The organism is Mesorhizobium sp. M0145 (assembly GCF_040322355.1).
Lineage (GTDB): Bacteria > Pseudomonadota > Alphaproteobacteria > Rhizobiales > Rhizobiaceae > Mesorhizobium.
Map to the genome: position 1 here is coordinate 136,871 of NZ_JAMYTK010000012.1, position 21,421 is coordinate 158,291.

The window sequence follows — 21,421 nt, forward strand, 5'->3', positions numbered from 1 at the left end:
GGCTAGGCCATCTCGAGATTGGCTGTGTCCAAGGCAACATGGCCATCGAGGAAACGGATCGTGCGCTGGGCATAGCCGGCAACATCGGCTTCGTGCGTGACCATGGCGATGGTCAGGCCGAGCTCGCTGTTCAGCTGCGTCAGGAGTTCCATGATCTCGTGCGTGCGGGCGGTGTCGAGATTGCCGGTCGGCTCGTCGGCGACGAGCAGCGTCGGCCTGGTGACGATGGCGCGGGCGATCGCCACGCGCTGCTGCTGGCCGCCGGAGAGCTCGGCCGGTGTATGATGCTCGCGGCCGACAAGGCCGACCTCGGCAAGCGCCTGCATGGCCAGGCCGCGGCGCTCGCGGGCACCAACGCCGCGATAGATCAGCGGCAGTTCGACATTCTCCGCCGCCGTGGTGCGCGGCAAGAGATTATAGCCCTGGAAGACGAAGCCGACATAGAGGTTGCGCAGCACGGCGCGGCGGTTGCGGTCGAGGCGGCCGGCATCGATGCCCTGAAAGCTGTAGGTCCCGGCCGTCGGCGTGTCGAGGCAGCCAATGATGTTCATGGCCGTCGATTTGCCTGAGCCCGACGGACCCATGATGGCGACGAATTCGCCGCGTCTGATGGCGAGGTCGACGCCGGCCAGCGCATGCACCCGTGCCTCGCCCTGGCCATAGCTTTTCCAGACCTTGTCGAAGCCGATGAGGGTCGCGCCCGATGCCACGATCAGCTCCGCTGCTGCGAGGCGGTAATGACTTGCGCGCCTTCCTCCAGGCCGGAAACGATCTCGGTCAGTTCGCCATCTGTCGAGCCGACCCTGACGTTGACCGGATGCGGCCGGCCATTCTCCAGCACGTAAAGCGTGCGCGAGCCGTTGATGGGCTTCGTCGCCGCCTGCCGCTGGCGGTTGCCGCCCGGGCGCCCCATGCGGCCGGTGAACAGGTCGGTGAGGCTCCAGCCGCGCTCCGCCGTCTGCGCCGGCCGGTAGCGGAAGGCGATCGATGGCACGGTGAGCACGTTCCTGGCCTGCTTGGTGACGACCGAGACGGTGGCTGTCATGCCGGGCCGCAACAGGAGCTCGCTATTGTCGACGTCGAGTCTTGCATCATAGGTAACGACACCGTCGGTGGTGACCGAGGCATAGGAAATGTCGCGGATTTCGGCGTCGAATGGCCGTTCGGGGAACGCGTCAACGGTGAAGCGCGCATGCTGGCCGGGTTTGACGGCGCCGATATCGGCCTCGTCGACCGCAGCCTTCAATTCCATGTTCTTCAAATCCGCGGCGATGACGAACAGCACCGGCGCCTGCAGCGAGGAGGCGACCGTCTGGCCGGGGTCGACCGAGCGCGTCAGTATGATGCCGTCGATCGGAGCGTAGATGGTACTCTTGGCAAGATCCGTCTGCTGCGCCTTGAGATCGGCATTGGCCATGGCGAGGTTGGCTTTGGCGATATCAAGCGCCGCCTTCGAGCGGTCGCGGGTGGCGATTGCCGCTTCAAGCGACTGGTCCGTCGCCATGCCGCGCTTGGTCAATTGTGCCGCGCGCACCAGCGCCTTTTCGTTTTCGGCCACGGTCACGGTGGCGTCCTCGACGCTCGCCGTCGCCGCCTTGGCCGAGGCCTGGGCGCGCTCGATCTGCACCTCCAGCTTGGCGGTGTCGAGCGCGGCCAGCACATCGCCCTTCTTCACCAGCTGGTTCTCGTTGACCGAAACCGAGCGGACGACGCCGGAGAGTTCGCTGGAAATATCGACCTGGGTGAGAGGCTGCAGCGTGCCGGTAGCCGAAACCGCGACGGTAAGGTCGGCCATGGCGGCCAGTGTCGTGGTATACTCGATCTTGGCGGGCGAGCCCGCATACCACTGGTAGCCGACGACACTCGCGGCGACGGCAAGCAGTGCGAACACTGCGTAAAGCCAACCGCGACGGCGTTTTGTCTTCAGGCCCTGGTGGTCGAGCCCGAGCGCCGTCTCGATGGCGGAAGCGGATTCCGTCTTTGGCAGGTTGACAATCTGGTCCACGCCGGACCCCTATGTTCAGTGATATCCCATCAGTGCACAAATCAGGCCTTATGGTTCAAAATTCAAATTAAATTTCGCTCATGTTGGGAATGAGGCAGAGGACTTACTGAGATGCAGCCGCGGAATTACTTGCTTTACGACGTATTCACCACCAACCGGCTGGCCGGCAATCCGCTGGCCGTGGTGCTCGACTGTGATGGGCTGGACGTTGCGGCGATGCAGGCGGTGGCGCGCGAGTTCAACCTCTCCGAAACCGTCTTCGTGCTGCCGCCGGACAACCCGAAGCACCGGGCCCGCATCCGTATCTTCACGCCCGACTATGAAATGCCGTTCGCCGGCCACCCAACCGTCGGCTCGGCGATAGCGCTCGCCGAAATGGCGGGAGAGGCCGCCGGCATCTTCGTGCTCGAGGAGAATATCGGCCCGGTGCGCTGCGCTGTCAGCAAGCACGACGGTTCGACCTTCGCCGAGTTCGACTTGGCAAAACTGCCGGAGCAACTGGCATTGTCGGCCGATCCCGAGGCGATCGGCGCCGCCCTTGGCCTCGGACCGCACGAGATCGGCTTCGAGAACCACCGCGTTTCGTTCTGGTCGGCGGGCGTGCCCTACGTGGCCATCCCCGTCGCCAATCTGGAGGCGGCCGCCCGGATCAGGCTGGACAACCAGGCCTGGTCGGAGCTCGCACCACGCAAGAGCGATTGGGCCTTCGCCAGCCCCTATGTCTATTGCCGCGAGACGGTGCATCACGACAGCGCCTTCCATGTCCGCATGATGGTGCCTGGCAATCCGTCCTACGAAGACCCGGCGACCGGGTCGGCGGCGGCCGCGTTCGCCGGCGCGATCATGCATTTCGACGGCCCGACCGACGGTGTTTCACAACTATGGATCGAGCAGGGGCTGGAGATGGGCCGGCCTTCGCGCATTCGCCTCGAACTGAATGTCGAAGGCGGCAAACTGGCGGCCGCCCGCATCGGCGGCCATGCGGTGAAGGTGGCTGAAGGCAGGTTTTTTGTCTGATCCTACCCTTACGTTTCGTCATCCCAGGGTCTGCGCTCCGCTTCGCGTTCGCTCCGCCCAGGGATGACGAGACCCCGTGCGATTTGTCGGGAAATGAATCCGGCAGGGCTGGACATGGCGGATATCGGCGGCTATATGCCCGCCAACGCCGGTTTTGCCGGCCGAGTGGGTGCGTAGCTCAGTTGGTAGAGCAGCTGACTCTTAATCAGCGGGTCCACAGTTCAATCCTGTGCGCACCCACCAAATTTTTCAGAAAATTGGTGGAAAGACCTAGAAAGCCGGATGTTTCGCCGCTATCGGGTGGCCGCATTTATGCAACCGCTATTGGATAGTCGGCCGCAGACAGCTGAGGATCGCCCGCACTATGGCCAAGACGCCGTCGACGGCATCGAAGTTTGTCCTGCTTTTACCGACGGTCCATTTAAGGTCGAGTGCTTCGGGCAAACGGAGGTCCTGACAGACAAAACAGCCTGAAAGCATAAAGAGGTCTAGATGTCTCGGATCGCCTTCCGAATAGTAAGGAAATTGGAAGAACAACCTTATTGGACCACCATATGCCAGCTTGAAGGTCATCGAGAATCTAATTTCGTGACCAAATCTATCTTCGACAATTCCGCTAAAACTAAGGTCTCGGGCATCGTAGTGATGCCACTGCGTCGATAATCCCAAAGAATCCCAAGCCCTGAGGGTATGCGCTTTCAGTTCTTTGCGATTGGGGAATTTTGCCTCTTCAGGATCGTAGGGAAGGGGTGGACCGATGTAGTCTGTCTCGGTTCGCCAATCTTCCGCGGCGCTGCGAAGATCTTCAAAAATCTGAACGATTCTCGGGTCTGTCTGCTCGCCAGAAAAGATTGAGATTCGCCATTGAGAAATCATCTCGCATAGCTCTTCGACCGTATGGCCCGATCGCTCTGCCCAATCCTCGGTGGCGAGTATCCACGGCGAATTGTATTTCAGCCCGGCAAAGGCGCCGCTCTTGCTGTCGAAATCTCTGATGATCCGAGCAAGAATATCGCGAAGCCCCTGTTTCGGGTCTCCGAAGATCTGTGAGCGTTTGTTCATCAACGCGATCCGCGCTTGGCTCCGCCTTACTTCTCCGAGACCCCAGCCTCCGCAAAGCTTGCCATGCGGGCGTGGCATTCGAGTGCCGAGCGGACGATGTTGATGGCGAGGCAGGCGCCGGAGCCTTCGCCGAGCCGCATGCCGAGGTCGAGCAAGGGTGGCAGACCGAGCGCTTCGAGCAGGCGGCGGTGGCCGGATTCGGCCGATACGTGAGCGGCCATAGTGTGGGCAAGGCCGGCGGGATGCAGCCCGGCCAAGGGTGCCGCGGCGGCGGTGCAGACGAAGCCGTCGAGCAGCACCGGCACGCCGAGATGGCGCGCCGCCAGTGTTGCGCCCAAGATCGCCGCAAGCTCGCGCCCGCCGAGGGCTGCCGCTATCTTCAGCGGATCGGCCAGCGCCATGGCGTGGCGCTTGAGGCCGGCCTCAATGGCGACAATCTTGCGCACAAGGCCGGCATCGTCGACGCCGGTGCCACGCCCTGTCCATCGTTCCGCGCCGCCACCGAACAGAGCGGTCGAGATGGCCGCCGCCGGCGTGGTGTTGCCGATGCCCATTTCGCCGAAGCAGACGAGGTCGAGTTCCTTGCTGATCGCGTCGTAGCCGGCTGAGACGGCGGCGAGGAAGACCTCGTCCTCCATCGCCGGCTCTTGCGTGAAGTCGCCGGTCGGGCGATCGAGATCGAGCGGGATGACGTCCAGCTCCGCGCCGGCGATGCGGGCAAGCTGGTTGATGGCGGCGCCGCCGCCGGCGAAATTCGCCACCATCTGCACGGTGACCTCCGACGGGAAGGCCGACACGCCTTGCGCGGTGACGCCGTGGTTGCCGGCAAAGACGAAAACCTTGACGCGGTCGAGCTTTGGTATGTCGCGGCCCTGCCAGCGCGCCAGCCAGGCGGCTACTGTCTCCAGCCGGCCGAGGCTGCCTTGCGGCTTGGTCAGCGTGTCCTGGCGGTGGGCGACGGCGTTGGCCGCGGCGTCGCTGCCGCTGTGCAGGTCGAGGCAGGCGGCGCGCAGTTCATCGAGCGATTTGAAAGGCATGGGGCAAAATCTCCGAAACAGAGTCAAGACAGGGAAACGGAAGCGACGAGCAGGATTGCGATCTCGCCGAGCTGCTGCAGGGCGCCGACGGTGTCGCCGGTCTGGCCGCCGATCTGGTTGAGGCAAAGCGCTCGAAACGCGGCAAACAAGAACGCAAGCAGGATGAGCGCGAACATGGCAGCACTGAACCCAAGCGCCAGCAGCGCGACCGCACCGAGTACGGCACCGATGCCAGCTGTTTTAGCCGAGACGGTGCCCGCTTCGGCCGAAAGGCCGTCGCTGCGGGACGGCGGCAGCAGGTGCATGAAGGCGCCGAGCAGGCCGCGCGAAGCGGCATGCGCGGCAATGAGGGCCCAGAAGACATGAGCCGGGCCGGCGAATCCAGAGAGTACGCTCCAGCGGATCAGCAGCGAGACAGCAAGTGCACAAGCGCCGTAGGCACCGATGCGGCTGTCGCGCATGATCTCCAGCTTTCTGTCGCGCGTCTTGCCGCCGCCAAAACCGTCGGCGACATCCGAAAGCCCGTCCTCATGCAGGCAGCCGGTAGCGAGCAAGATCGCGGCAAGGGCCAACGCGGCAACAGGACCTGCGGCTAGGCCGAGCCTTGTCCCGATGGCGTAGACCAGCGCACCGGCCAGAGCGACGGCGAGACCGGCGACCGGTGCAGCCCAGATCGCAGCGGCAAAGCTGCGGCCACGGAAGTCGGTTCCGGGCAGCGGCAGCCGGGTGAAGAAGACGAGGCAAAGCGCGATGTCTTCGAGGAGCTGCCGTTGCGAGGCGTTCATCCGCCCCTCGCAATGGCATGGAAGAACGTGCCGCTGACATTGCCGCGCCGGTAGCCGGAGGCGCCGAGCGGATTGCCTTGCCCGTCGGCGAGGTCGGCCAGCGGCTCGTCACTGCCGGTCGCAATCATCTGCGCATAGTGGAATTCGTGACCGCGGATCAGCGTGCCTTGGCTGCCGAGCGGACACCCGGACCGCAGCCGTGCCTCGCGGTAGCCGAGGTTCATCTTGCGCTTGGCGAAGCTGGTCGAATGGCCGAGGAGGCCAAGCATCCGATGCGTCTCGCCCGACGCGTCCTCGAGTGCCTCGCCGAGCACCATGAAGCCTCCGCACTCGCCATGCACCGGCCGCGTGGCGGCGAACCTCGCCATGCCCGCCCTGAAATTCGCGGCGGCGGCGAGGCGGCCGGCGTGAAGCTCGGGATAGCCGCCGGGCAGCCAACAGATATCGCAATCGTCGCCAGGCGCCTCATCGGCGAGCGGCGAGAACGGCACGATTTCGGCGCCGGCCTTGCGCCAATGCATGGCGACATGCGGATAGAGGAAGGTGAAGGCGGCGTCCTCGGCGAGTGCAATGCGCTGGCCGGGCGGCGGCAGCGCGTCGCCGAAATTGCCCGGCGCAGGCGTGAATGGCGCCGCCAGCGCCATGATGGCGTCGAGATCGAGCGAGCGCTCGACCATGTCGGCCAGGCGGTCGAGATGCGCCATCAGATTCTCATATTCGCCGGCCTGGACGAGGCCGAGATGGCGCTCGGGCAGGTTGAGCGAGGGATCGCGCAGGATGGCACCGACGACAGGCAGGCCGAGTGCCTCGATGGCATCGCCGCATAACCGGCGGTGGCGCTCGCTGCCCAGCCGGTTGAGCACGACCCCGGCCATGCGCACATCCGGATCGTAAGTGGCAAAACCCTTGGCGACGGCCGCCGCCGTGGTCGACTGTCCGGAGACGTCGAGCACCAGCAGCACCGGCAGGCCGTAAAGCCGGGCAAGGTCGGCAGCCGAGCCGGAACGGCCTGGAGCAGCAGGGATCCCGTCGAACAGGCCCATGGCGCTTTCGAGGAAGATGAAATCGGCATCTTCGGTCGCTTCGCCGGCCAGTGCGTTGAGCAGGGCGGGCGGCATTGCCCAGCTGTCGAGATTGATGCCGGACAAGCCTGTGGCGGCGGTGTGGAAGCCAGGATCGATATAGTCCGGGCCGGATTTGGCGCCGCGCACTTTCAGGCCGCGCCGGGCAAGTGCGCGCAAAATGCCGATGGTGACGCTGGTCTTGCCCGAGCCCGAGCGCGGCGCGCCGATGATGATGGCGCGGGTCATGACTCACCCGCCAGTGCCGCGCGCATCGCGACAATACCGCCGACGACGATCAGCGCCGGCGAGGTCAAGCCGGCTGTGGCCGTTTCCTCGGCAATCGTGGCGAGCGTGGCGACGACGATCCGTTCCTGCGGTGTCGTCGCAGCGACAATCACCGCGGCGGGCGTCGAAGGCGCCAGCCCGCCCTCGAGCAGCGAGGCGGCGATCAGCGGCAGATTGGCCATGCCCATATAGATGACCACCGGCTGGCCGGTGCGGGCGATTGCCGCCCAGTCGAGATCATCATCGGTGCCGGCGGCATGGCCGGTCGCCAGGATCAGCGCCTTGTTGATGCCGCGCATGGTGCCGGGAATGCCGGTCGCGGCCAGCGCGCTGAGGCCGGACGTCAGGCCAGGCAGGATGCGGAACGGGATAGTTTCCCCGGCCAGCGCCAGCGCCTCTTCGCCGCCACGCCCGAAAATATAGGGGTCGCCGCCCTTGAGCCTGACGACGCGCCGGCCCGCGCGCGCCAGCCGGACCAGCAGAGCGGTTATGTCGTCCTGCTTCATCGACGGCTTGCCGCCGCGTTTGCCGGCATAGAACAGTTCCGCGCCCTCGGCGACAGCGACGACTTCTGGCGAGACCAGCGCGTCATAAACCAGCGCGTCGCACTGTCCGAGGGCGGCTAGCACTTCCAGCGTCAGGCAGCCGGGATCGCCAGGGCCGGCGCCGGCCAGCCAGACATGCCCGGGCTCAAGCTGGCGCGGCTTGAAGTTGAGCCGGGTGAGCGCCTGCTCGACCGTAGTGTTTCTGTTGCTGCCGCTCACAATCCGTCCCGTCCGCGAAAGCGTCGCTGATAGTGCGCGTCGTACAGTGAACTTTCGCCAAAGCCCTCCGCCTCCAGCGAGCGGCCGACGAAGATGATTGCCGTGCGTTCCATCGGATCGGCGGCCAGTTGCGCCTCGATGGTGGCCAGCGTGCCGGTCAGCACGCGCTCGTCCGGCCAGGAGGCACGGAAGACGACCGCCACCGGGCAGTCGGCGCCGTAATGCGGCGTTAGCTCGGCGACGACGCGGTCGATAGCGTGGATGGCAAGGTGGATGGCCAGCGTGGCGCCGGTGCGGCCAAAGCCGGCCAGCGTTTCGTCGGGAGGCATTTGCGAGGCGCGGCCGGAGATGCGGGTCAGCACCAGGCTTTGCGCGACTTCTGGAATGGTCAGCTCGCGGCGCAGCGCTGCCGCCGCAGCGGCGAAGGACGGCACGCCCGGCGTCAGCGTGTAAGGAATGCCGTGCTTTTCCAGCCGGCGGATCTGCTCGGCAACGGCGCTCCACACCGAAAGATCGCCGGAATGCAGGCGGGCGACATCATTGCCGGCCGCGTGGGCGGCCAGATATTCGGCCTCGATCTCGTCGAGCGACATCGGCGCGGTGTCGATCAACCTCGTTCCGGGCGCGCAGTGCTGCAACAGCTCCGGCGCGACGATCGATCCGGCATAGAGGCAGACGGGACAACTGCCGAGCAGGCGGCTGCCGCGCAAGGTGATGAGGTCGGCAGCACCCGGGCCGGCACCGATGAAGTGAACGGTCATACCGCATCTCCGCTGATGGCGATGGCGCAAGTGACAGCACCGAGCACGGTGCGCGGCCCGAGCAGTTTTGCGCCTTTGCCGGCGGCGGCAAGCGCCGAGGCTTCGGAAACCGACGGCGTGCCGGCATGCTCCTGCGATAGGTCGGAACGGCTGGTCGTAGATGCGGCTTTGAGTTCATCCTGTTCGACGACGATCACCGGAAGGCGGAGTTCGCGTCCGGCGGCGAAGATTGCCGCTTCATCCTGCTTGAGAGACGCGGTCGCGAGGGCTGAAAGCGCGGGCAGGGCAAGCCCGTGCGCTTCCAGGGCGGTTTCTACCGCGGCAAGCACGTCGCGCGCGCTGACGCCTTTGCGGCTGCCGATGCCCGCGACCATCATGGCTTCACCCAGCTCCATTGAGTGACCGGCATAGCCGGCCGCCAGGCCTGCATCGAACCAACCGGCGAAGCACGGGATATAGCAATGCGGGTGAGCTGGCCGCCGTGCGCGGCGTGACGGGAAAGCAGCAGCGCCTCCATCTCCAGGGTCACCGCATTAGCGACAAGGCGGCCGCCGGCAGGCAAGGCATCGATGGCTCCCTCCAGCACGCCGGCATCGCTGCCGCCGCCGCCGACGAAGATCGCCGCGGGCGTCTCCAGCCCGGCAAGAGCTTGCGGTGCCGAACCTTCGACGACGGTGAGACCGGGAACGCCGCAGGCCGGGGCGTTGCGTCGGATGCGGGTGGCGCGGGCCGGATCGGCCTCAACGGCAATGGCGCGCATGGAGGGATGGGCCAGCATCCATTCGATGCCGATGGAGCCCGATCCGGCGCCGATGTCCCACAGCAGTTCGCCGCGTCTTGGCGCGAGAGCGGACAGGGTGACGGCGCGCACTTCGCGCTTGGTGATCTGGCCGTCATGCTCGAACAAATGATCGGCAAGTCCCGCTGTCAGCGGCAGGATGCGTGCTTGCGAAGTCGATTCAACTTCGATCGCGAGCACGTTGAGCGGGTTGATCTTTTCGAGGTCGAAAGTGCCGGCGCTCGCCGAGCGCAGCCTTTCGTTCGGCCCACCCAGCGCCTCCAGCACCGTCAACCGCGAAGCGCCGAAGCCAAGTTCGGTCATGAGACGGGCAATCGCTCCCGGTGCATCGCTGTCCGAGGTCAGCGCGAGAATGCGGGTGCAAGGATGCAGCAACGGCCGGATCAGGTCGAGCGAGCGACCATGCAGCGAGGCGGTCTCGATATCCTGCAGCGGCCAGCCAAGGCGGGCGGCGGCCAGCGAGAAGGCCGAGGGCGCGGGGATCACCCGCATACCCTCTGCAGCGACCTTGCGGGCAAGGGTGACGCCGACACCGTGGTAGAAGGGATCGCCGGAGGCCAGCACGCAGACGCGTCTGCCGGAGAGCGCCAGCACGTCGCGCAGCTCGGCATCGAAAGGTGTCGGCCAGGCGCGCGCTTCACCTTTGGCGAGCGACGCGACGAGGGCAAGGTGGCGCTTGCCGCCGAAGACGAATTCGGCCTCCGCGATCAACCGCTTGGCCTCGTCGCCGAGACCCGCTACACCGTCCTCGCCGATGCCGATGATCGTGAGCCACTTTGAGGTGAGCTTGGCGCCGCGCGGAGCTTCAGCAGGCATGATGACCCACCGCATTCTGATCCTCGGCGGAACCACCGAAGCCCGGCAAATGGCCGGAAAGCTGGCCGCGCGCCCGGATATTTCGGTCATACTGTCGCTGGCCGGCCGCACCGAAAACCCGGCCGCGCAGGGGGTGCCGGTGCGGGTCGGCGGCTTCGGCGGTGCCGGCGGGCTGGCGGCGTATCTCCGCCAGAACAAGATCGACCTGCTGATCGACGCCACGCATCCCTATGCGGCGCGAATCTCCGCCAATGCGGCGGAAGCAGCGCGCATGACCGGCGTGCCTATCGTTACGCTCAGGCGTCCCGGATGGGAGGCGGTCGAAGGTGATCGCTGGATGTTGGTCGACACCGTTGCCAGCGCGGTGACGGCTTTGGGATCGGTGCCGCGCCGCGTATTCCTGGCGCTCGGGCGACAGGAGGTCGCTGCCTTCAAGGCCGCTCCCCAGCATCATTATCTCATCCGCAGTGTCGACCCGGTCGAGCCCAGGCTCGCTGTGCCCGACGCGACCTATCTCTTGGCGCGCGGGCCGTTTCGGGAAGTCGACGAACATGCCCTGCTTCTGCAACACCACATCGAAGTCGTTGTTTCCAAAAACAGCGGCGGCGAGGCAACCTACGGCAAGATCGCGGCCGCGCGAGCGCTGGGAATCGAGGTGGTGATGATCCGCAGGCCGGCGCTGCCGGACGTCACGTCGGCTGAGACCGTCGAATCTCTTGCCGCGATGGTCGATCATTTTCTGGTCGGTCATGTTCTTGGGCCAGCTGCCGAACGCGGCGTGTAGACCAGCGCGGCCTTGTCACCCCGCTTGATGATCCTGGTTTCCGGCGAGCCGATGATGATGCAGGTCGCCATGTCGGCCTTCGCGGCATCGGCGTCCGCCAGCAGAAAAACCTCGATGCGCTCGTCGGGACGGCCGGCGGCACGGCCGAAGATCACCGGCGTGGTGCCGGGCAGGATCGCAGCAAGGCATTCGAAGGCGCGGCCTAGCTGCCATGGGCGCGCCTTACTGATCGGGTTGTAGAGCGCGATGACGAAGCCGGCGCCCGCTGCCGCCAGCAGGCGTAGCTCGATCAGGTCCCACGGCTTCAGATTGTCGGACAGCGATATGGCGCAGAAATCGTGGCCGAGCGGCGCGCCGATGCGGGCGGCGACGGCGAGCATGGCGGTGATACCGGGCACGATGGCGATGTCGACCGCGCGCCATTCGGGTGGGCCCGCCTCTATCGCCTCGCAGACGGCCGCGGCCATGGCGAAGACGCCGGGATCGCCGCCCGACACGACGGCGACATCGTGGCCTTCCGCAGCCTTCAGCAGCGCGTCCTTGGCGCGCGCGAGTTCCTCGCGATTGTCGGAAGCGACGCGAATCTGGTCGGGGCGCAGATCGAGCCGGTCAAGATAAGGCTTGTAGCCATAGAAGAATTTTGCCTCGGCAACGGCGCGGCTTGCCTCCGGCGTCACCTGGTCGGCGTCGCCGGGCCCGAGGCCGATGACGGTGAGGCGGCCGCTCATGCTTCGGCTCTCAATGCGTTTGGCCGGCCCGACCAGCCGGCCACCAGCACGATGGCGAAATAAGGCGCCTGGCCATCCTTTTTGTCGGCAAGCCGCATCGAGACACCGCCCGGCATGGTGCCGCGCTCGACATAGATGGCCCGCGCCAGCTTGTCGGTTGCCTCCAGCGCGCGCTTGATCTTGGGCAGGTTGCGGCCGACCTTCATGATCACGGCGGCGTCGGTGTCGGCGAGGCGGCGCATCAGCTCGAATTCGCTCATGGTGCCGGGCAATACGGTCAGTACGTCGTCGCCCTGGACGATCGGCAGGCCGGTCGCCGACCAGCAGCCGGACATGGCGGTGATGCCGGGAATGACTTCGGTCGGGAAGCGGTGCGCCAGCCGGACATGGAGATGCATGTAGGAGCCGTAGAAAAGCGGGTCGCCTTCCGAAAGCACAGCGACCATCCTGCCGGCGCTGAGGTGCGCGGCGACCTTTTCGGCCGATTCCTCGTAGAAATCGGTGATCTGCGAGCGGTAATCGCTGTGATCCTTGTCGATTTCGGTCGTCACCGGATAGAGCAGCGGCAGTTCAATCAAATCGGAGCGAAAATGGGTTTCGACGATGGCCCGGGCGTTGCTGTTGTTGCCGCGCTTAGCGAAATGCGCGACGACATCGGCCTCGGCCAGCGCGCGCACTGCCTTCAGCGTCAAGAGTTCCGGGTCGCCGGGTCCGGTGCCGACGCCGACAAGCCTGCCTTTTGCAATCGCATTCATAGGCCCGGCCTCGCCAATGCATTGAGGGCGGCGGCGGTCATGGCGCTGCCGCCCAGCCGGCCGCGCACGATGGCGTAAGGCACGCCATAGGAATTTTCGGCCAGCGCATCCTTCGATTCAGCGGCGCCGACAAACCCGACCGGCATGCCGATGATCGCCGCCGGCTTCGGGGCGCCGTCGCGCAGCTTCTCCAGCAGATAGAAAAGGGCTGTCGGCGCATTGCCGATGGCGACGACCGAACCGGCCATGCGCTCGCCCCACAGGTCGATCGCCGCGGCCGAGCGGGTGTTGCCGATCTTTTTCGCGATGTCGGCGGTCCGCGGATCGCGCAGCGTACAGATCACCTCGTTGCCGGCCGGAAGCCGGGCGCGCGTGACGCCATGCGAGACCATCTGCGCGTCGCAGAAGATCGGCGCGCCGGCCCCCAGCGCCGTGCGCGCAGCGGCGACGAAATCGCTCGAGAAAACGAAGTGCCTGCAAGCATCGACCTGGCCGCAGGCGTGGATCATGCGGATAGCGATTTCGGCCTCGGCTTCGGAAAAGCGCGACAGGTCGGCCTCGGCGCGGATAATGGCGAAGGAGCGCTCGTAGATCGCCGTGCCGTCATGGATGTAGTCGTAGGCGTTCTGGGCGGGCATGCTCATTCCTGTCGGTAGATTTCGGTGATGCCGGCCGCGCCGAGCCTTGCCAGGCAGGCGGCAGCGGTTTCGCCGGAATGTCGTGCGCTGCGGATCATCGCTGCAACGCGGCCGATGCCGTGCGCGGCGTCGTAGCCCGGCCTGTATCCGGCGGGCAATGCCTTTGCCGTCCCGTCCACGACAAGTCCGGCTCCGTTTTCGCCACCGACCAGGGTCAGCGCCGCCGGACCGGGATGGGCGCAACCCTTGGCGCAGCCGGAGATGTGCAGCGTCAGCGAGGAATCGAGGATATCGCGGTCTTCCACGGCGATGGTCTCGGCGATGTTGCGTGTCGCGATGCGGCCCGAGGCACAGGCGGAAGCACCCGGGCAGGCGGCGATCCTGGTGCGCGGATCGGCTGCGTCGGTGACGAAGCCGAGGGTTGCGGCGGTTTTCTGGAGTGAAAGACATGCGGCTGGGGAGAGGCCAAGCAAAAGCAGCGTGCGACCCGGCGCCAGACGGATTTCGGTGGTGCCGAGGATGAGGGCGTATTGGGTGAGATCGATAAGTTTTTGCGCTGGTATGCTGCCGAACGGCAGGCCGATGCCGAGGGAGGTACTGCCGGCTGCCAGATCGAAAACTCCGATGGGCCGGCGATCCTTCGCGCCCCCCTCTGTCCTGCCGGACATCTCCCCCTCTAGGGGGGAGATTGCGCCTTCGTCTCCGATTTCGCCAATCGCCGAAGGTGCTGGGGGGAAGCCGCCGGCGAAGCTGCCGATCTCCCCCCTTGTGGGGGAGATGTCCGGCAGGACAGAGGGGGGCGCGACGGATCGCCAACTTGCGAGAGATCTCAGCTGCCTCGCCGTCAAATCCCGCGCATGGGCATCGCGGCCCTTTTCGGCAACCATCCTGAGAATGGCGACGGCGATGTCACAAGCCGCATCTTCCTCGGACATCGCCAGCGGCGTGGCACCCTGCGCATCTCCGGCGAGCGATACCCGCCACTTAATTCCGTCGGCGGCCCGCACCCCGACCAGCCTGACATCGGCCGTAACCGCATCCATTGTCAGCTGCCCGCCGCCGTCAACAATCACCGACACCTTCGGGCCAAGCCGTTGCGTAACACCGGCGTCCTCAATTGCCGCCCGAATCCGCTGCGCCATTGGGCGCGGGTCGGCTATCTCCTCCTGGTCGAGCCCGGCCAGCGGGCCGGTCTCGACGGGCACGCCGGTGCGCACCGCGATGCCGAGCGCATCGACCTCCATCGCCAGCAGCCGCGCGCTTGCCGACGTCAGGCCGCGGATCTGCAGGCTGCCGCGGGCGGTCACTTCCATGATACCGTTGCCATGGCGCAAGGCAGATTCGCAGAGTCCGATCAACGATTTCGGCAACAGTCCTCCAGCGACCGGATTGAGCCGCACCAGCAGCCCGTCGCCGGTCTGCATCGGCGCGGACAAGGCAGGGCAGGCGCCACGGCGCGAGAAAGCGTTCATGCCGCCACTCCCAGAGCTTGCGCTTCGGCAATCAGTGCGGCGAGATCGTCATCGATCGAATTGCGCAGCGGATGCCAGAGCCCGCGCCGCCGTGCCGACAGCAAACGCTCGGCAATCACCTTCGCCGCCGCCGGGTTCTCGCGCAGTATGAAGGCGCGCACCACGGGGTCGCCAAGATAGGCGTCGTGCATCGCCTCGATCAGCGTGCCCGATATGGCATGGGTAGTCTCAGCAAAGCCGACAAGCCGGTCGACCGTCTCGGCGAATTCCGAGGCGCCGCGCGGGCCATGACGCATCTGGCCGGCGATGAAGCGCGGATTGACGGCGCGTGCCCGCACGACGCGCGACACGGCCTCACCAACCGAGCGCGGCTTCGGTCTTTGCGGGTCCGTGGTGTCGAGCACGATCACGTCGGCGTTTTTGCCGAGCGCGGCAAGTGCTGCAGAAAAGCCGCCGATGAAGGCGACGTCGGCCGAGCCTTCGAGGATGTCGCGGCCGGGGTCGTCGCCGGTATGAACCAGAAGATCGGCCTCGGCGAGGCGATCCTCGAACGCGCCGGGCGCCGAAATGCCTTTGCCCTCGGAGCCGCCATAGGCGTGCGAGGTGGCGGCGAGATAGGTGCGGCCGATCTCTTCGCGCGCGGCCCAGTCGCCGCTCGACAACAAGTCCTCGACGCCCGCGCCGTAAGTGCCCGGCGAGGTGCCGAAAATGCGCGGGCTGATCTTGCCGTCGATGCGGGTCCTAGCGGCGAGCGGGTTTTCCGAATCATCCTCGTCGCGGGTCGCCACCGCGTTGGCCGCGGCGTCGATCAGCGCGATCTGGGTCGGGAACATGTCGCGGAACAGGCCCGATATGCGCCAGGTGACATCGATGCGCGGACGGCCGAGTGTTGCCGGCGGCAGCACATCTATGCCGGTGATGCGGCCGGTGGCGGAATCCCATTGCGGCCGGCAGCCCATCAGCGCCAGGCCTTGCGCGATCTCCTCACCGCCGGTGCGCAGCGAGGCCGAGCCCCACAGGTCGATGACCAGCGAGCGCGGCCAGTCGCCATGCGATTGCATGTAGCTGCGGACCACTTCTTCCGCTGCCACCTTGCCCAGATCATAGGCGGTCGGCGTCGGCATGGTGCGCGGGTCGGCGGTAAACAAATTGCGGCCGGTGGGCAGCACATCGCTCCGGCCACGCGCCGGCGCACCGGCCGGACCGGCAGCGACGTGGCGGCCATCGAGGGCGGCAAGCAGCGCGGTTTTTTCAGCTGCCGCACTTTGCCGCCGTACCGGATCAGCCTCGCCTTCCGGCGAGCGGCCGTAAATGTGCAGGCCGTCCTTGATGGCGAAATCCTTGAGATCGCAGAGCCAGGCGTCGATGCGGCGCAAAGCCTCGTCGGCTGCGTCGGTCCTGGCGACGCCTGCCTCTGAGGCGAGGCCGGTCTTTTCCGCCGTCTCGACGATCAGCTTCGCCAGGCGGTCGCGGCGGCGGCGGTCGAGCCCGTCGGCCTGGGCATATTCGTCAACCAGTCGTTCAAGCCTGTGCTGGTTTTCGTCCAGCCCGGCGCCGGTCAGCGGCGGCGGCAGATGGCCGAGCGTGACGGCGGCAATGCGCCGCTTGGCCTGCGCTGCCTCTCCCGGGTTGGAGACGATGAAGGGATAGATGACGGGCAGGGGACCGGTGACTATCTCGGGAAAGCAGTTTTCGCTGAGCGCAACGGTCTTGCCGGGCAGCCACTCCAGCGTGCCATGGGCGCCGACATGGACAATTGCATGGATGCCGAGCGACTTGCGCAGCCAGAGGCCAAAGGCGACCAGCGCATGGCGCGGCGGCAGCGTCGGGTCGTGATAGTCGGCGCGGCGGTCGGCTGAGCGCCCGCGGTCAGGTGCGAGTGCCACGGTGACGTTGCCGAAGGTGGCTGCGCGGAAGGCGAATTTTGCGGCGGCAGGCGCTTGAACACCCCCCTCTGTCCTGCCGGACATCTCCCCCGCAAGGGGGGAGATTGCGCTGTTGTCTCTGCTTTCGCCAATCACCAAGGATGTTGAGCGAGAGCCGTCGGCGAAACTGCCAATCTCCCCCCTTGAGGGGGAGATGTCCGGCAGGACAGAGGGGGGTGCCTCGCACAAACTTGTCTCATCTCCCGCATTCCCCCATGCGGCCGTCACTGCAGCTATCGCTTCAGCAGGCAATTCCGCCGAGTACCCGAGATAGTCCTCAAACCCCAACCCTTCACCTCCACGCTCCAGCGTCTCCAGCAACTCGCGCGGCGTTTGCGGAATCCTTTCAACGGCATAGCCCTGTTCGCTCAGGTCGTGCAGCATTGCCAGCACGCTGGACGGCACGTCGAGACCAACCGCGTAGCCGGTGCGACCGGGGGCGCTCGGATAGTCGGGGATCAGGATGGCGAGCTTGCGCTCCGCACGCGGCGTCCGCTGCAGGCGCACGAAGGCCTCGACACGGTTCGCCACTTGCGCCACGCGGTCGGGCTCAGGCCGGTTGGCGAAGGCGCGGAAGGCCAGCGCCGGGTCGGTTTCGCTTTCGCCCTTGAATGAAATGGCGCCGGCCAGGATGCGGCCGTCGAGCTCGGGCAGGACGACATGCATGGCAAGGTCGGCGGGCGCCAGGCCGCGCTGATTGGTTTGCCAGATGTCGCGGCGGGTGGTCGCGACGATGACCTGGAACACCGGCACGCCGGCGCGGTCGAACAGGGTTTCGACACCGGGCTCGGCACCCGAGGCGAAAGCTGTGGCGGTGATGGTGGCGGCAGGCTTCAGGGTTGCGAGCGCGGTTTCGACAAAGGCGAGCGACGCCGGGTCCTTGAGGCTGGAGACGAACATAGGCACGGGAGCCATGCCGCGGTGGCGCAGGGCTTCGAAAAGCGCGTCGATGGGCGCGACATCGGCGGCGAGCAGCATCGAACGGTAGAAGAGAATTGGCACGACGTCCCCCTCCCCCTCGAGGGGAGGGTGGCCCGCAGGGCCGGGTGGGGTCGTCACGGCAGTGCGCGACGTTTTGTGTAGGCGCGCTTCGGAGAGGACCCCACCCCCGGCCTGCGGCCGGATCCTCCCCTCGAGGGGGAGGGGGACGCCGCGTTCTACGACCCCCAGTCCCGGCTCGTAAAATCCCGCCTTTGGCACGCTAACAGGTTCGGCTACCGCCGCACCCGATCCAGCGAGACTTGCCAGCCTCTGCACCAGCGCCGTCATATTTGCCGGCCCGCCCTCGCGGAAATAGCCAAGCAGGGCGTCCAACTCCTCGCGCGGCAGCGTCGAGCCTTCGATCAGTCGCAAATCCTCGTCGTGGCTCTCGCCCGGTAGGAGCGCCAGCTTGATACCGCGATTTCGCGCGATAACGGCGAGCTGGTCGCAGCCATAGCGCCACCAGTCATAGCCGCCGAGGATGCGGACCAGAATGACCTTGGCGTGGCGGGCGACGCTGTCGATCCACAGGTCGACGGACATCGGATGGCGCAGGTCGCGCAAGGCGGCGAGCCGCATCGACGGCAGGCGGTGCGCATCTGCCTTCCACGCCGCCGCCAGCCCGGCCAGGTCGCTGTCGGTGAAGGACAGCGCCACGACATCCGCAGGCGTTTGCCTGAGATCGACAGGCTCGGCGAGATCGTCGAGCGAGGCGGATGTGGTGGTGAGGATGTGCATCGCGGCTCGTACCTGGGGTCAGCCGGCGAGGATACGCTCGATGGCGGGGCGGTTCAGCCCTTTCAGGCCGATGACGACCAGGCGCGAGCGGCGGTCGTCTTCAGCGGTCCAGGCGCGGTCGTAATAGTGGTTGACGCGCGGACCGACGGCCTGCAGCAGGAGCCGCATCGGCTTGCCGCCGACTTCGACGAAACCCTTGACGCGCAACACGTTTTCTTCCTCCGCCGCCGTGGCGACCCGTTGTGCGAGCTCGTCCGGGTTGGACACAGACGCGATGTCGATGACGAACGAGTCAAAATCGTCATGTTCGTGGTCGAGCTCGTCGTCGTGGTGGGTCTTGCGGTTCTCGATGTCGTCCTCGACGGCGAGGCCGAGGCCGAGCAGCACCGACGGGTCGACCTTGCCTTGCGAAGTCGGTACGATCTTCACCGCCCGCGCAACGTGCTTGCCGATGACGGCATTGGCACGGGCCGAGCCGGCTGCGTCCATCAGGTCGCTCTTCGACAGGATGATCAGGTCGGCGCAGGCGAGCTGGTCTTCGAACACTTCCTCGACCGGATCGTCATGGTCGAGCGTCTCGTCCTGCGCGCGCTGGGCCTGCAGGGCGTCCATGTCGTTGGCTACGCGGCCATCAGCCAGCGCCGGTCCGTCGACCACGGCAATGACGCCGTCCACCGTCACGCGGCTTTTCACCGACGGCCACTGGAAGGCCTGGACCAGCGGCTTGGGTAAAGCGAGGCCGGATGTCTCGATCAGGATGTGGTCGACCCTCGGCGTCAGCGACAGGATCTGGTCCAGCGCCGGGACGAAATCATCGGCGACGGTGCAGCAGATGCAACCATTGGCCAGCTCGACGATGTTTTCCTCGGGGCAGGTGTCGATGGCGCAGCCCTTCAGGATCTCGCCGTCAATGCCGATGTCGCCGAACTCGTTGACGATGATGGCTAGGCGCTTGCCTTTGGCGTTTTCGAGCAAATGGCGGATCAGCGTCGTCTTGCCGGCGCCGAGAAAGCCGGTGACCACGGTGCAGGGAACGCGCGAAAGGGAGGCAGCGGTCATGTCAGGTCCTTCAAAAGGTCAAGGGGAGGGATGCGGGCAACCAGGCCGCGCTTCAGGCAATCGGGACGGCCGCGCCATGGAATGAGCCCATCCGTCGAGGTGGCGAACAGCTTTGCCCCGGTGACGAGATCGGCGCCGCTGGTCGTGGTCAGATCACCGAAGACGTAACTCCAGCAGCCGTCGCGCAGCATGGCCGCGCTGAGCCGGCGCTTGCAATTGCCGAGGCATTCGACGGTGCGGATTTTGATGTTTTCGCTGGAAGCGGCGCGGCGCGTGTCCTCTGCGAGCAGTTCGCCGGCGCGCGGATAAGCGTCCGAACCGGTCTCGTCACGGCAGGACGAGCAGACGATGACGGTAACGCCGGCCGGGGAATCACCATGGCCGGACAATAAATCCGCTGTCTCAGCCGGAAAACTGCTGTCGTGTTCCAAATCAGGCTCCTTGCCCGGAAAACCCGCCAGGCGATCGGATTCTTATGTCCTAGACGGCAGGTCTCCTGGCTCGCGGGTCATCGCCTGGGTGCCGCCTTCCCGGGAATATCCCAGTGGTTTTCGGCCGAGGCTCGTCGCTTACAGTTGCGGGGACAGCCGCGGATTTGAAATCGAGATTTCGCACCGCATTCCCTCTTGGCCCCTGCCGTTGCGGGCAGGGGACCGTCTGGAACGGATTTAGGCTTGTGGAGGCAGTCGTGTCAACGCACGTCTATGACGCGGCGATATCCGCGAGCGGCCGGCCGAGGTCGCCGGCAGCGGTCACCTCGATGCGTTCCAGGCCGAGCCAGCCCTGCATCTGCTTCAATTCTTCGAAAAGCTCGGCTGCGGTTTGCAGCGAGGCGCCGGGCTCCGCATAGGCGGCATGGACGCGCAAGACGCCGGCCGGGCGGTCGGCCCTGAGGTCGACGCGCCCGACGATGCTGTCGCCGAACAGGAACGGCAGCACGTAATAGCCATACTGGCGCTTTTCGGCCGGCGTGTAGATCTCGATGCGGTAGTGGAAGTCGAACAACCGCTCGGTGCGCGATCGTTCGAAGACGACAGGATCGAACGGCGCGAGCAAGGCGCGCGCCTCGATCTTGCGCGGCAAACGGGCGTCCTTGTGGAGATAGGCTGTTTTGTTCCAGCCTTCGACGCTCACCGGCAACAGGTCGCCGGCCTCGACCAACTCCTCGATGCGGCCCTTGATGTCGGCGGGCGAGAGGCGGAAATAGTCGCGCAGGTCTCCTGCCGTGGCGATGCCGTGGGCGCGGGCCGAGATGCGCAGCAATTCGCGGTGAGCATCCTCGGGACGGGGAACCGGTAGCGCGAGTACCGCCGGCGGCAATACGCGCTCCGGCAGATCGTAGAACCGTTCGAAGCCGCGGCGATGCGCCGTGGTGATGCGGCCGGCCCAGAACAGCCATTCGAAGGCGTGCTTGGCATGGCTCCAGCCCCACCAGCCGCCCGAACCCTTCTGGCCTTCGAAAGCCGACGCCGCGATCGGGCCTCGTTCGGCGACCTCGCGATAGATGTCTTCGATATAGGCGGCGTGCTCGCGGCCCCATTTGGCCAGTCCGCTGTACATTTCGTCGCCGCATTCGGCCCGCTGCATGCGCCAGCGCATCAGCGGATAGGTCTCGACCGGCAAGAAGGAGGCTTCGTGCGCCCAATATTCGAAGACCATGCGCTTGCGCGTTACGGCGGCGTCGTCGAGCAGCGCCAGCTTGTAGGGGCCAAGCCGCGAATAGAGCGGCATATAGTGGGCGCGCACCACGGCGCTGACGGAATCGATCTGCAGCAGGCCGGTACGGGCAAGCACGCGGGCCAGATGCCGGCGGTCAGGCGTGCCGGTGGGGCGCGGGTCATTGAATCCCTGTGCCGCGAGCGCAATGCGGCGGGCCATGGCAAGCGAGATTTTTTCCTTCATGAAGGCGGCATCCGGACGATTTTAGACAGAGAAAATGACCTGCG

The 21,421-nt window shown here is 66.0% G+C and carries 20 protein-coding genes, 1 tRNA gene and 1 riboswitch; of the genes, 3 read left to right on the forward strand and 18 right to left on the reverse strand.

What is annotated here, in order from left to right:
- Positions 1-2: 2 nt before the first annotated feature.
- Positions 3-710, reverse strand: a complete 708-nt coding sequence (locus tag NKJ28_RS18735; protein WP_352636671.1) for an ABC transporter ATP-binding protein — start codon at positions 708-710, stop codon at positions 3-5.
- Between the two features lie 2 nt (positions 711-712).
- Positions 713-2,005: an efflux RND transporter periplasmic adaptor subunit gene (locus NKJ28_RS18740; RefSeq protein ID WP_352636672.1), complete on the reverse strand. Its 1,293-nt coding sequence runs from the start codon at positions 2,003-2,005 to the stop codon at positions 713-715.
- Between the two features lie 111 nt (positions 2,006-2,116).
- Here NKJ28_RS18740 and NKJ28_RS18745 point away from each other — a divergent pair, with 111 nt between their 5' ends.
- Together NKJ28_RS18745 and NKJ28_RS18750 are read left to right on the forward strand one after the other, a co-directional pair.
- Positions 2,117-3,022 (forward strand): PhzF family phenazine biosynthesis protein, encoded by a 906-nt coding sequence (locus NKJ28_RS18745; protein WP_352636673.1) that lies wholly within the window; start codon positions 2,117-2,119, stop codon positions 3,020-3,022.
- A gap of 167 nt (positions 3,023-3,189) precedes the next feature.
- A tRNA-Lys gene (locus NKJ28_RS18750) sits at positions 3,190-3,265 on the forward strand.
- 78 nt (positions 3,266-3,343) lie between these two features.
- On the opposite strand, the gene NKJ28_RS18755 is transcribed toward NKJ28_RS18750, so the two are convergent.
- From NKJ28_RS18755 to cbiE, 8 genes are read right to left on the reverse strand one after another with little or no spacing between them, the layout of a single operon-like run.
- A complete protein-coding gene (locus NKJ28_RS18755) occupies positions 3,344-4,084 on the reverse strand; it encodes a hypothetical protein (RefSeq protein ID WP_352636674.1) in 741 nt (246 codons plus the stop codon).
- 26 nt (positions 4,085-4,110) lie between these two features.
- Entirely contained in the window at positions 4,111-5,121 is a 1,011-nt protein-coding gene (cobT, locus tag NKJ28_RS18760; RefSeq protein WP_352636675.1) for a nicotinate-nucleotide--dimethylbenzimidazole phosphoribosyltransferase, read from the reverse strand.
- A gap of 23 nt (positions 5,122-5,144) precedes the next feature.
- Complete coding sequence (cobS, locus tag NKJ28_RS18765) at positions 5,145-5,906, reverse strand: adenosylcobinamide-GDP ribazoletransferase (RefSeq protein WP_352636676.1); 762 nt, start codon at positions 5,904-5,906, stop codon at positions 5,145-5,147.
- A complete protein-coding gene (locus NKJ28_RS18770) occupies positions 5,903-7,216 on the reverse strand; it encodes a cobyrinic acid a,c-diamide synthase CobB (RefSeq protein ID WP_352636677.1) in 1,314 nt (437 codons plus the stop codon). Before NKJ28_RS18770 ends, cobS begins: the two co-directional genes overlap by 4 nt.
- Positions 7,213-8,019: a uroporphyrinogen-III C-methyltransferase gene (gene cobA, locus NKJ28_RS18775; protein ID WP_352636678.1), complete on the reverse strand. Its 807-nt coding sequence runs from the start codon at positions 8,017-8,019 to the stop codon at positions 7,213-7,215. The genes NKJ28_RS18770 and cobA overlap by 4 nt, the downstream gene beginning before the upstream one ends.
- Positions 8,016-8,780, reverse strand: a complete 765-nt coding sequence (cobM, locus tag NKJ28_RS18780) for a precorrin-4 C(11)-methyltransferase (RefSeq protein ID WP_352636679.1) — start codon at positions 8,778-8,780, stop codon at positions 8,016-8,018. Before cobM ends, cobA begins: the two co-directional genes overlap by 4 nt.
- A complete protein-coding gene (locus NKJ28_RS18785; protein ID WP_352490360.1) occupies positions 8,777-9,157 on the reverse strand; it encodes a cobalamin biosynthesis protein in 381 nt (126 codons plus the stop codon). The genes cobM and NKJ28_RS18785 overlap by 4 nt, the downstream gene beginning before the upstream one ends.
- Entirely contained in the window at positions 9,154-10,395 is a 1,242-nt protein-coding gene (gene cbiE / locus NKJ28_RS18790) for a precorrin-6y C5,15-methyltransferase (decarboxylating) subunit CbiE (RefSeq protein WP_352636680.1), read from the reverse strand. The genes NKJ28_RS18785 and cbiE overlap by 4 nt, the downstream gene beginning before the upstream one ends.
- A gap of 1 nt (position 10,396) precedes the next feature.
- Between cbiE and NKJ28_RS18795 the strand changes: the two genes are divergently transcribed.
- Positions 10,397-11,179, forward strand: coding sequence for a cobalt-precorrin-6A reductase (locus NKJ28_RS18795; RefSeq protein WP_352636681.1), 783 nt, complete (start codon positions 10,397-10,399; stop codon positions 11,177-11,179).
- On the opposite strand, the gene NKJ28_RS18800 is transcribed toward NKJ28_RS18795, so the two are convergent.
- From NKJ28_RS18800 to NKJ28_RS18835, 8 genes are all read right to left on the reverse strand, one after another.
- Positions 11,143-11,907, reverse strand: coding sequence for a precorrin-3B C(17)-methyltransferase (locus tag NKJ28_RS18800; protein ID WP_352570393.1), 765 nt, complete (start codon positions 11,905-11,907; stop codon positions 11,143-11,145). The genes NKJ28_RS18795 and NKJ28_RS18800 overlap by 37 nt on opposite strands.
- Positions 11,904-12,662, reverse strand: coding sequence for a precorrin-2 C(20)-methyltransferase (locus NKJ28_RS18805; RefSeq protein ID WP_352570392.1), 759 nt, complete (start codon positions 12,660-12,662; stop codon positions 11,904-11,906). The genes NKJ28_RS18800 and NKJ28_RS18805 overlap by 4 nt, the downstream gene beginning before the upstream one ends.
- The gene (locus NKJ28_RS18810) at positions 12,659-13,306 is read right to left on the reverse strand and encodes a precorrin-8X methylmutase (RefSeq protein WP_502896706.1); all 648 of its coding nucleotides are present in this window, start codon (positions 13,304-13,306) and stop codon (positions 12,659-12,661) included. The genes NKJ28_RS18805 and NKJ28_RS18810 overlap by 4 nt, the downstream gene beginning before the upstream one ends.
- Positions 13,303-14,772, reverse strand: a complete 1,470-nt coding sequence (gene cobG, locus NKJ28_RS18815) for a precorrin-3B synthase (protein ID WP_352570390.1) — start codon at positions 14,770-14,772, stop codon at positions 13,303-13,305. The genes NKJ28_RS18810 and cobG overlap by 4 nt, the downstream gene beginning before the upstream one ends.
- Positions 14,769-18,416, reverse strand: a complete 3,648-nt coding sequence (locus tag NKJ28_RS18820; RefSeq protein WP_352636682.1) for a cobaltochelatase subunit CobN — start codon at positions 18,414-18,416, stop codon at positions 14,769-14,771. The genes cobG and NKJ28_RS18820 overlap by 4 nt, the downstream gene beginning before the upstream one ends.
- An 18-nt stretch (positions 18,417-18,434) precedes the next feature.
- Complete coding sequence (cobW, locus tag NKJ28_RS18825) at positions 18,435-19,475, reverse strand: cobalamin biosynthesis protein CobW (RefSeq protein ID WP_352617406.1); 1,041 nt, start codon at positions 19,473-19,475, stop codon at positions 18,435-18,437.
- On the reverse strand, positions 19,472-19,906 hold the full coding sequence (locus tag NKJ28_RS18830) for a DUF1636 family protein (RefSeq protein ID WP_352636683.1): 435 nt from the start codon (positions 19,904-19,906) through the stop codon (positions 19,472-19,474). Before NKJ28_RS18830 ends, cobW begins: the two co-directional genes overlap by 4 nt.
- 38 nt (positions 19,907-19,944) lie before the next feature.
- A riboswitch (cobalamin riboswitch) is annotated at positions 19,945-20,148 on the reverse strand.
- Between the two features lie 29 nt (positions 20,149-20,177).
- Positions 20,178-21,377, reverse strand: a complete 1,200-nt coding sequence (locus NKJ28_RS18835) for a winged helix-turn-helix domain-containing protein (RefSeq protein ID WP_352636684.1) — start codon at positions 21,375-21,377, stop codon at positions 20,178-20,180.
- Between the last annotated feature and the right edge of the window lie 44 nt (positions 21,378-21,421).

Coding starts and splice junctions, on each gene's coding strand:
- cbiE (WP_352636680.1), bottom strand. CDS start 10,395: ATGCCTGCTGAAGCTCCGCGCGGCGCCAAGCTCACCTCAAAGTGGCTC.
- NKJ28_RS18795 (WP_352636681.1), top strand. CDS start 10,397: ATGACCCACCGCATTCTGATCCTCGGCGGAACCACCGAAGCCCGGCAA.
- NKJ28_RS18785 (WP_352490360.1), bottom strand. CDS start 9,157: ATGATGGTCGCGGGCATCGGCAGCCGCAAAGGCGTCAGCGCGCGCGAC.
- NKJ28_RS18800 (WP_352570393.1), bottom strand. CDS start 11,907: ATGAGCGGCCGCCTCACCGTCATCGGCCTCGGGCCCGGCGACGCCGAC.
- NKJ28_RS18820 (WP_352636682.1), bottom strand. CDS start 18,416: ATGCACATCCTCACCACCACATCCGCCTCGCTCGACGATCTCGCCGAG.
- NKJ28_RS18810 (WP_502896706.1), bottom strand. CDS start 13,306: ATGAGCATGCCCGCCCAGAACGCCTACGACTACATCCATGACGGCACG.
- cobM (WP_352636679.1), bottom strand. CDS start 8,780: ATGACCGTTCACTTCATCGGTGCCGGCCCGGGTGCTGCCGACCTCATC.
- cobG (WP_352570390.1), bottom strand. CDS start 14,772: ATGAACGCTTTCTCGCGCCGTGGCGCCTGCCCTGCCTTGTCCGCGCCG.
- NKJ28_RS18745 (WP_352636673.1), top strand. CDS start 2,117: ATGCAGCCGCGGAATTACTTGCTTTACGACGTATTCACCACCAACCGG.
- cobW (WP_352617406.1), bottom strand. CDS start 19,475: ATGACCGCTGCCTCCCTTTCGCGCGTTCCCTGCACCGTGGTCACCGGC.
- NKJ28_RS18835 (WP_352636684.1), bottom strand. CDS start 21,377: ATGAAGGAAAAAATCTCGCTTGCCATGGCCCGCCGCATTGCGCTCGCG.
- NKJ28_RS18770 (WP_352636677.1), bottom strand. CDS start 7,216: ATGACCCGCGCCATCATCATCGGCGCGCCGCGCTCGGGCTCGGGCAAG.
- NKJ28_RS18805 (WP_352570392.1), bottom strand. CDS start 12,662: ATGAATGCGATTGCAAAAGGCAGGCTTGTCGGCGTCGGCACCGGACCC.
- cobS (WP_352636676.1), bottom strand. CDS start 5,906: ATGAACGCCTCGCAACGGCAGCTCCTCGAAGACATCGCGCTTTGCCTC.
- cobT (WP_352636675.1), bottom strand. CDS start 5,121: ATGCCTTTCAAATCGCTCGATGAACTGCGCGCCGCCTGCCTCGACCTG.
- NKJ28_RS18755 (WP_352636674.1), bottom strand. CDS start 4,084: ATGAACAAACGCTCACAGATCTTCGGAGACCCGAAACAGGGGCTTCGC.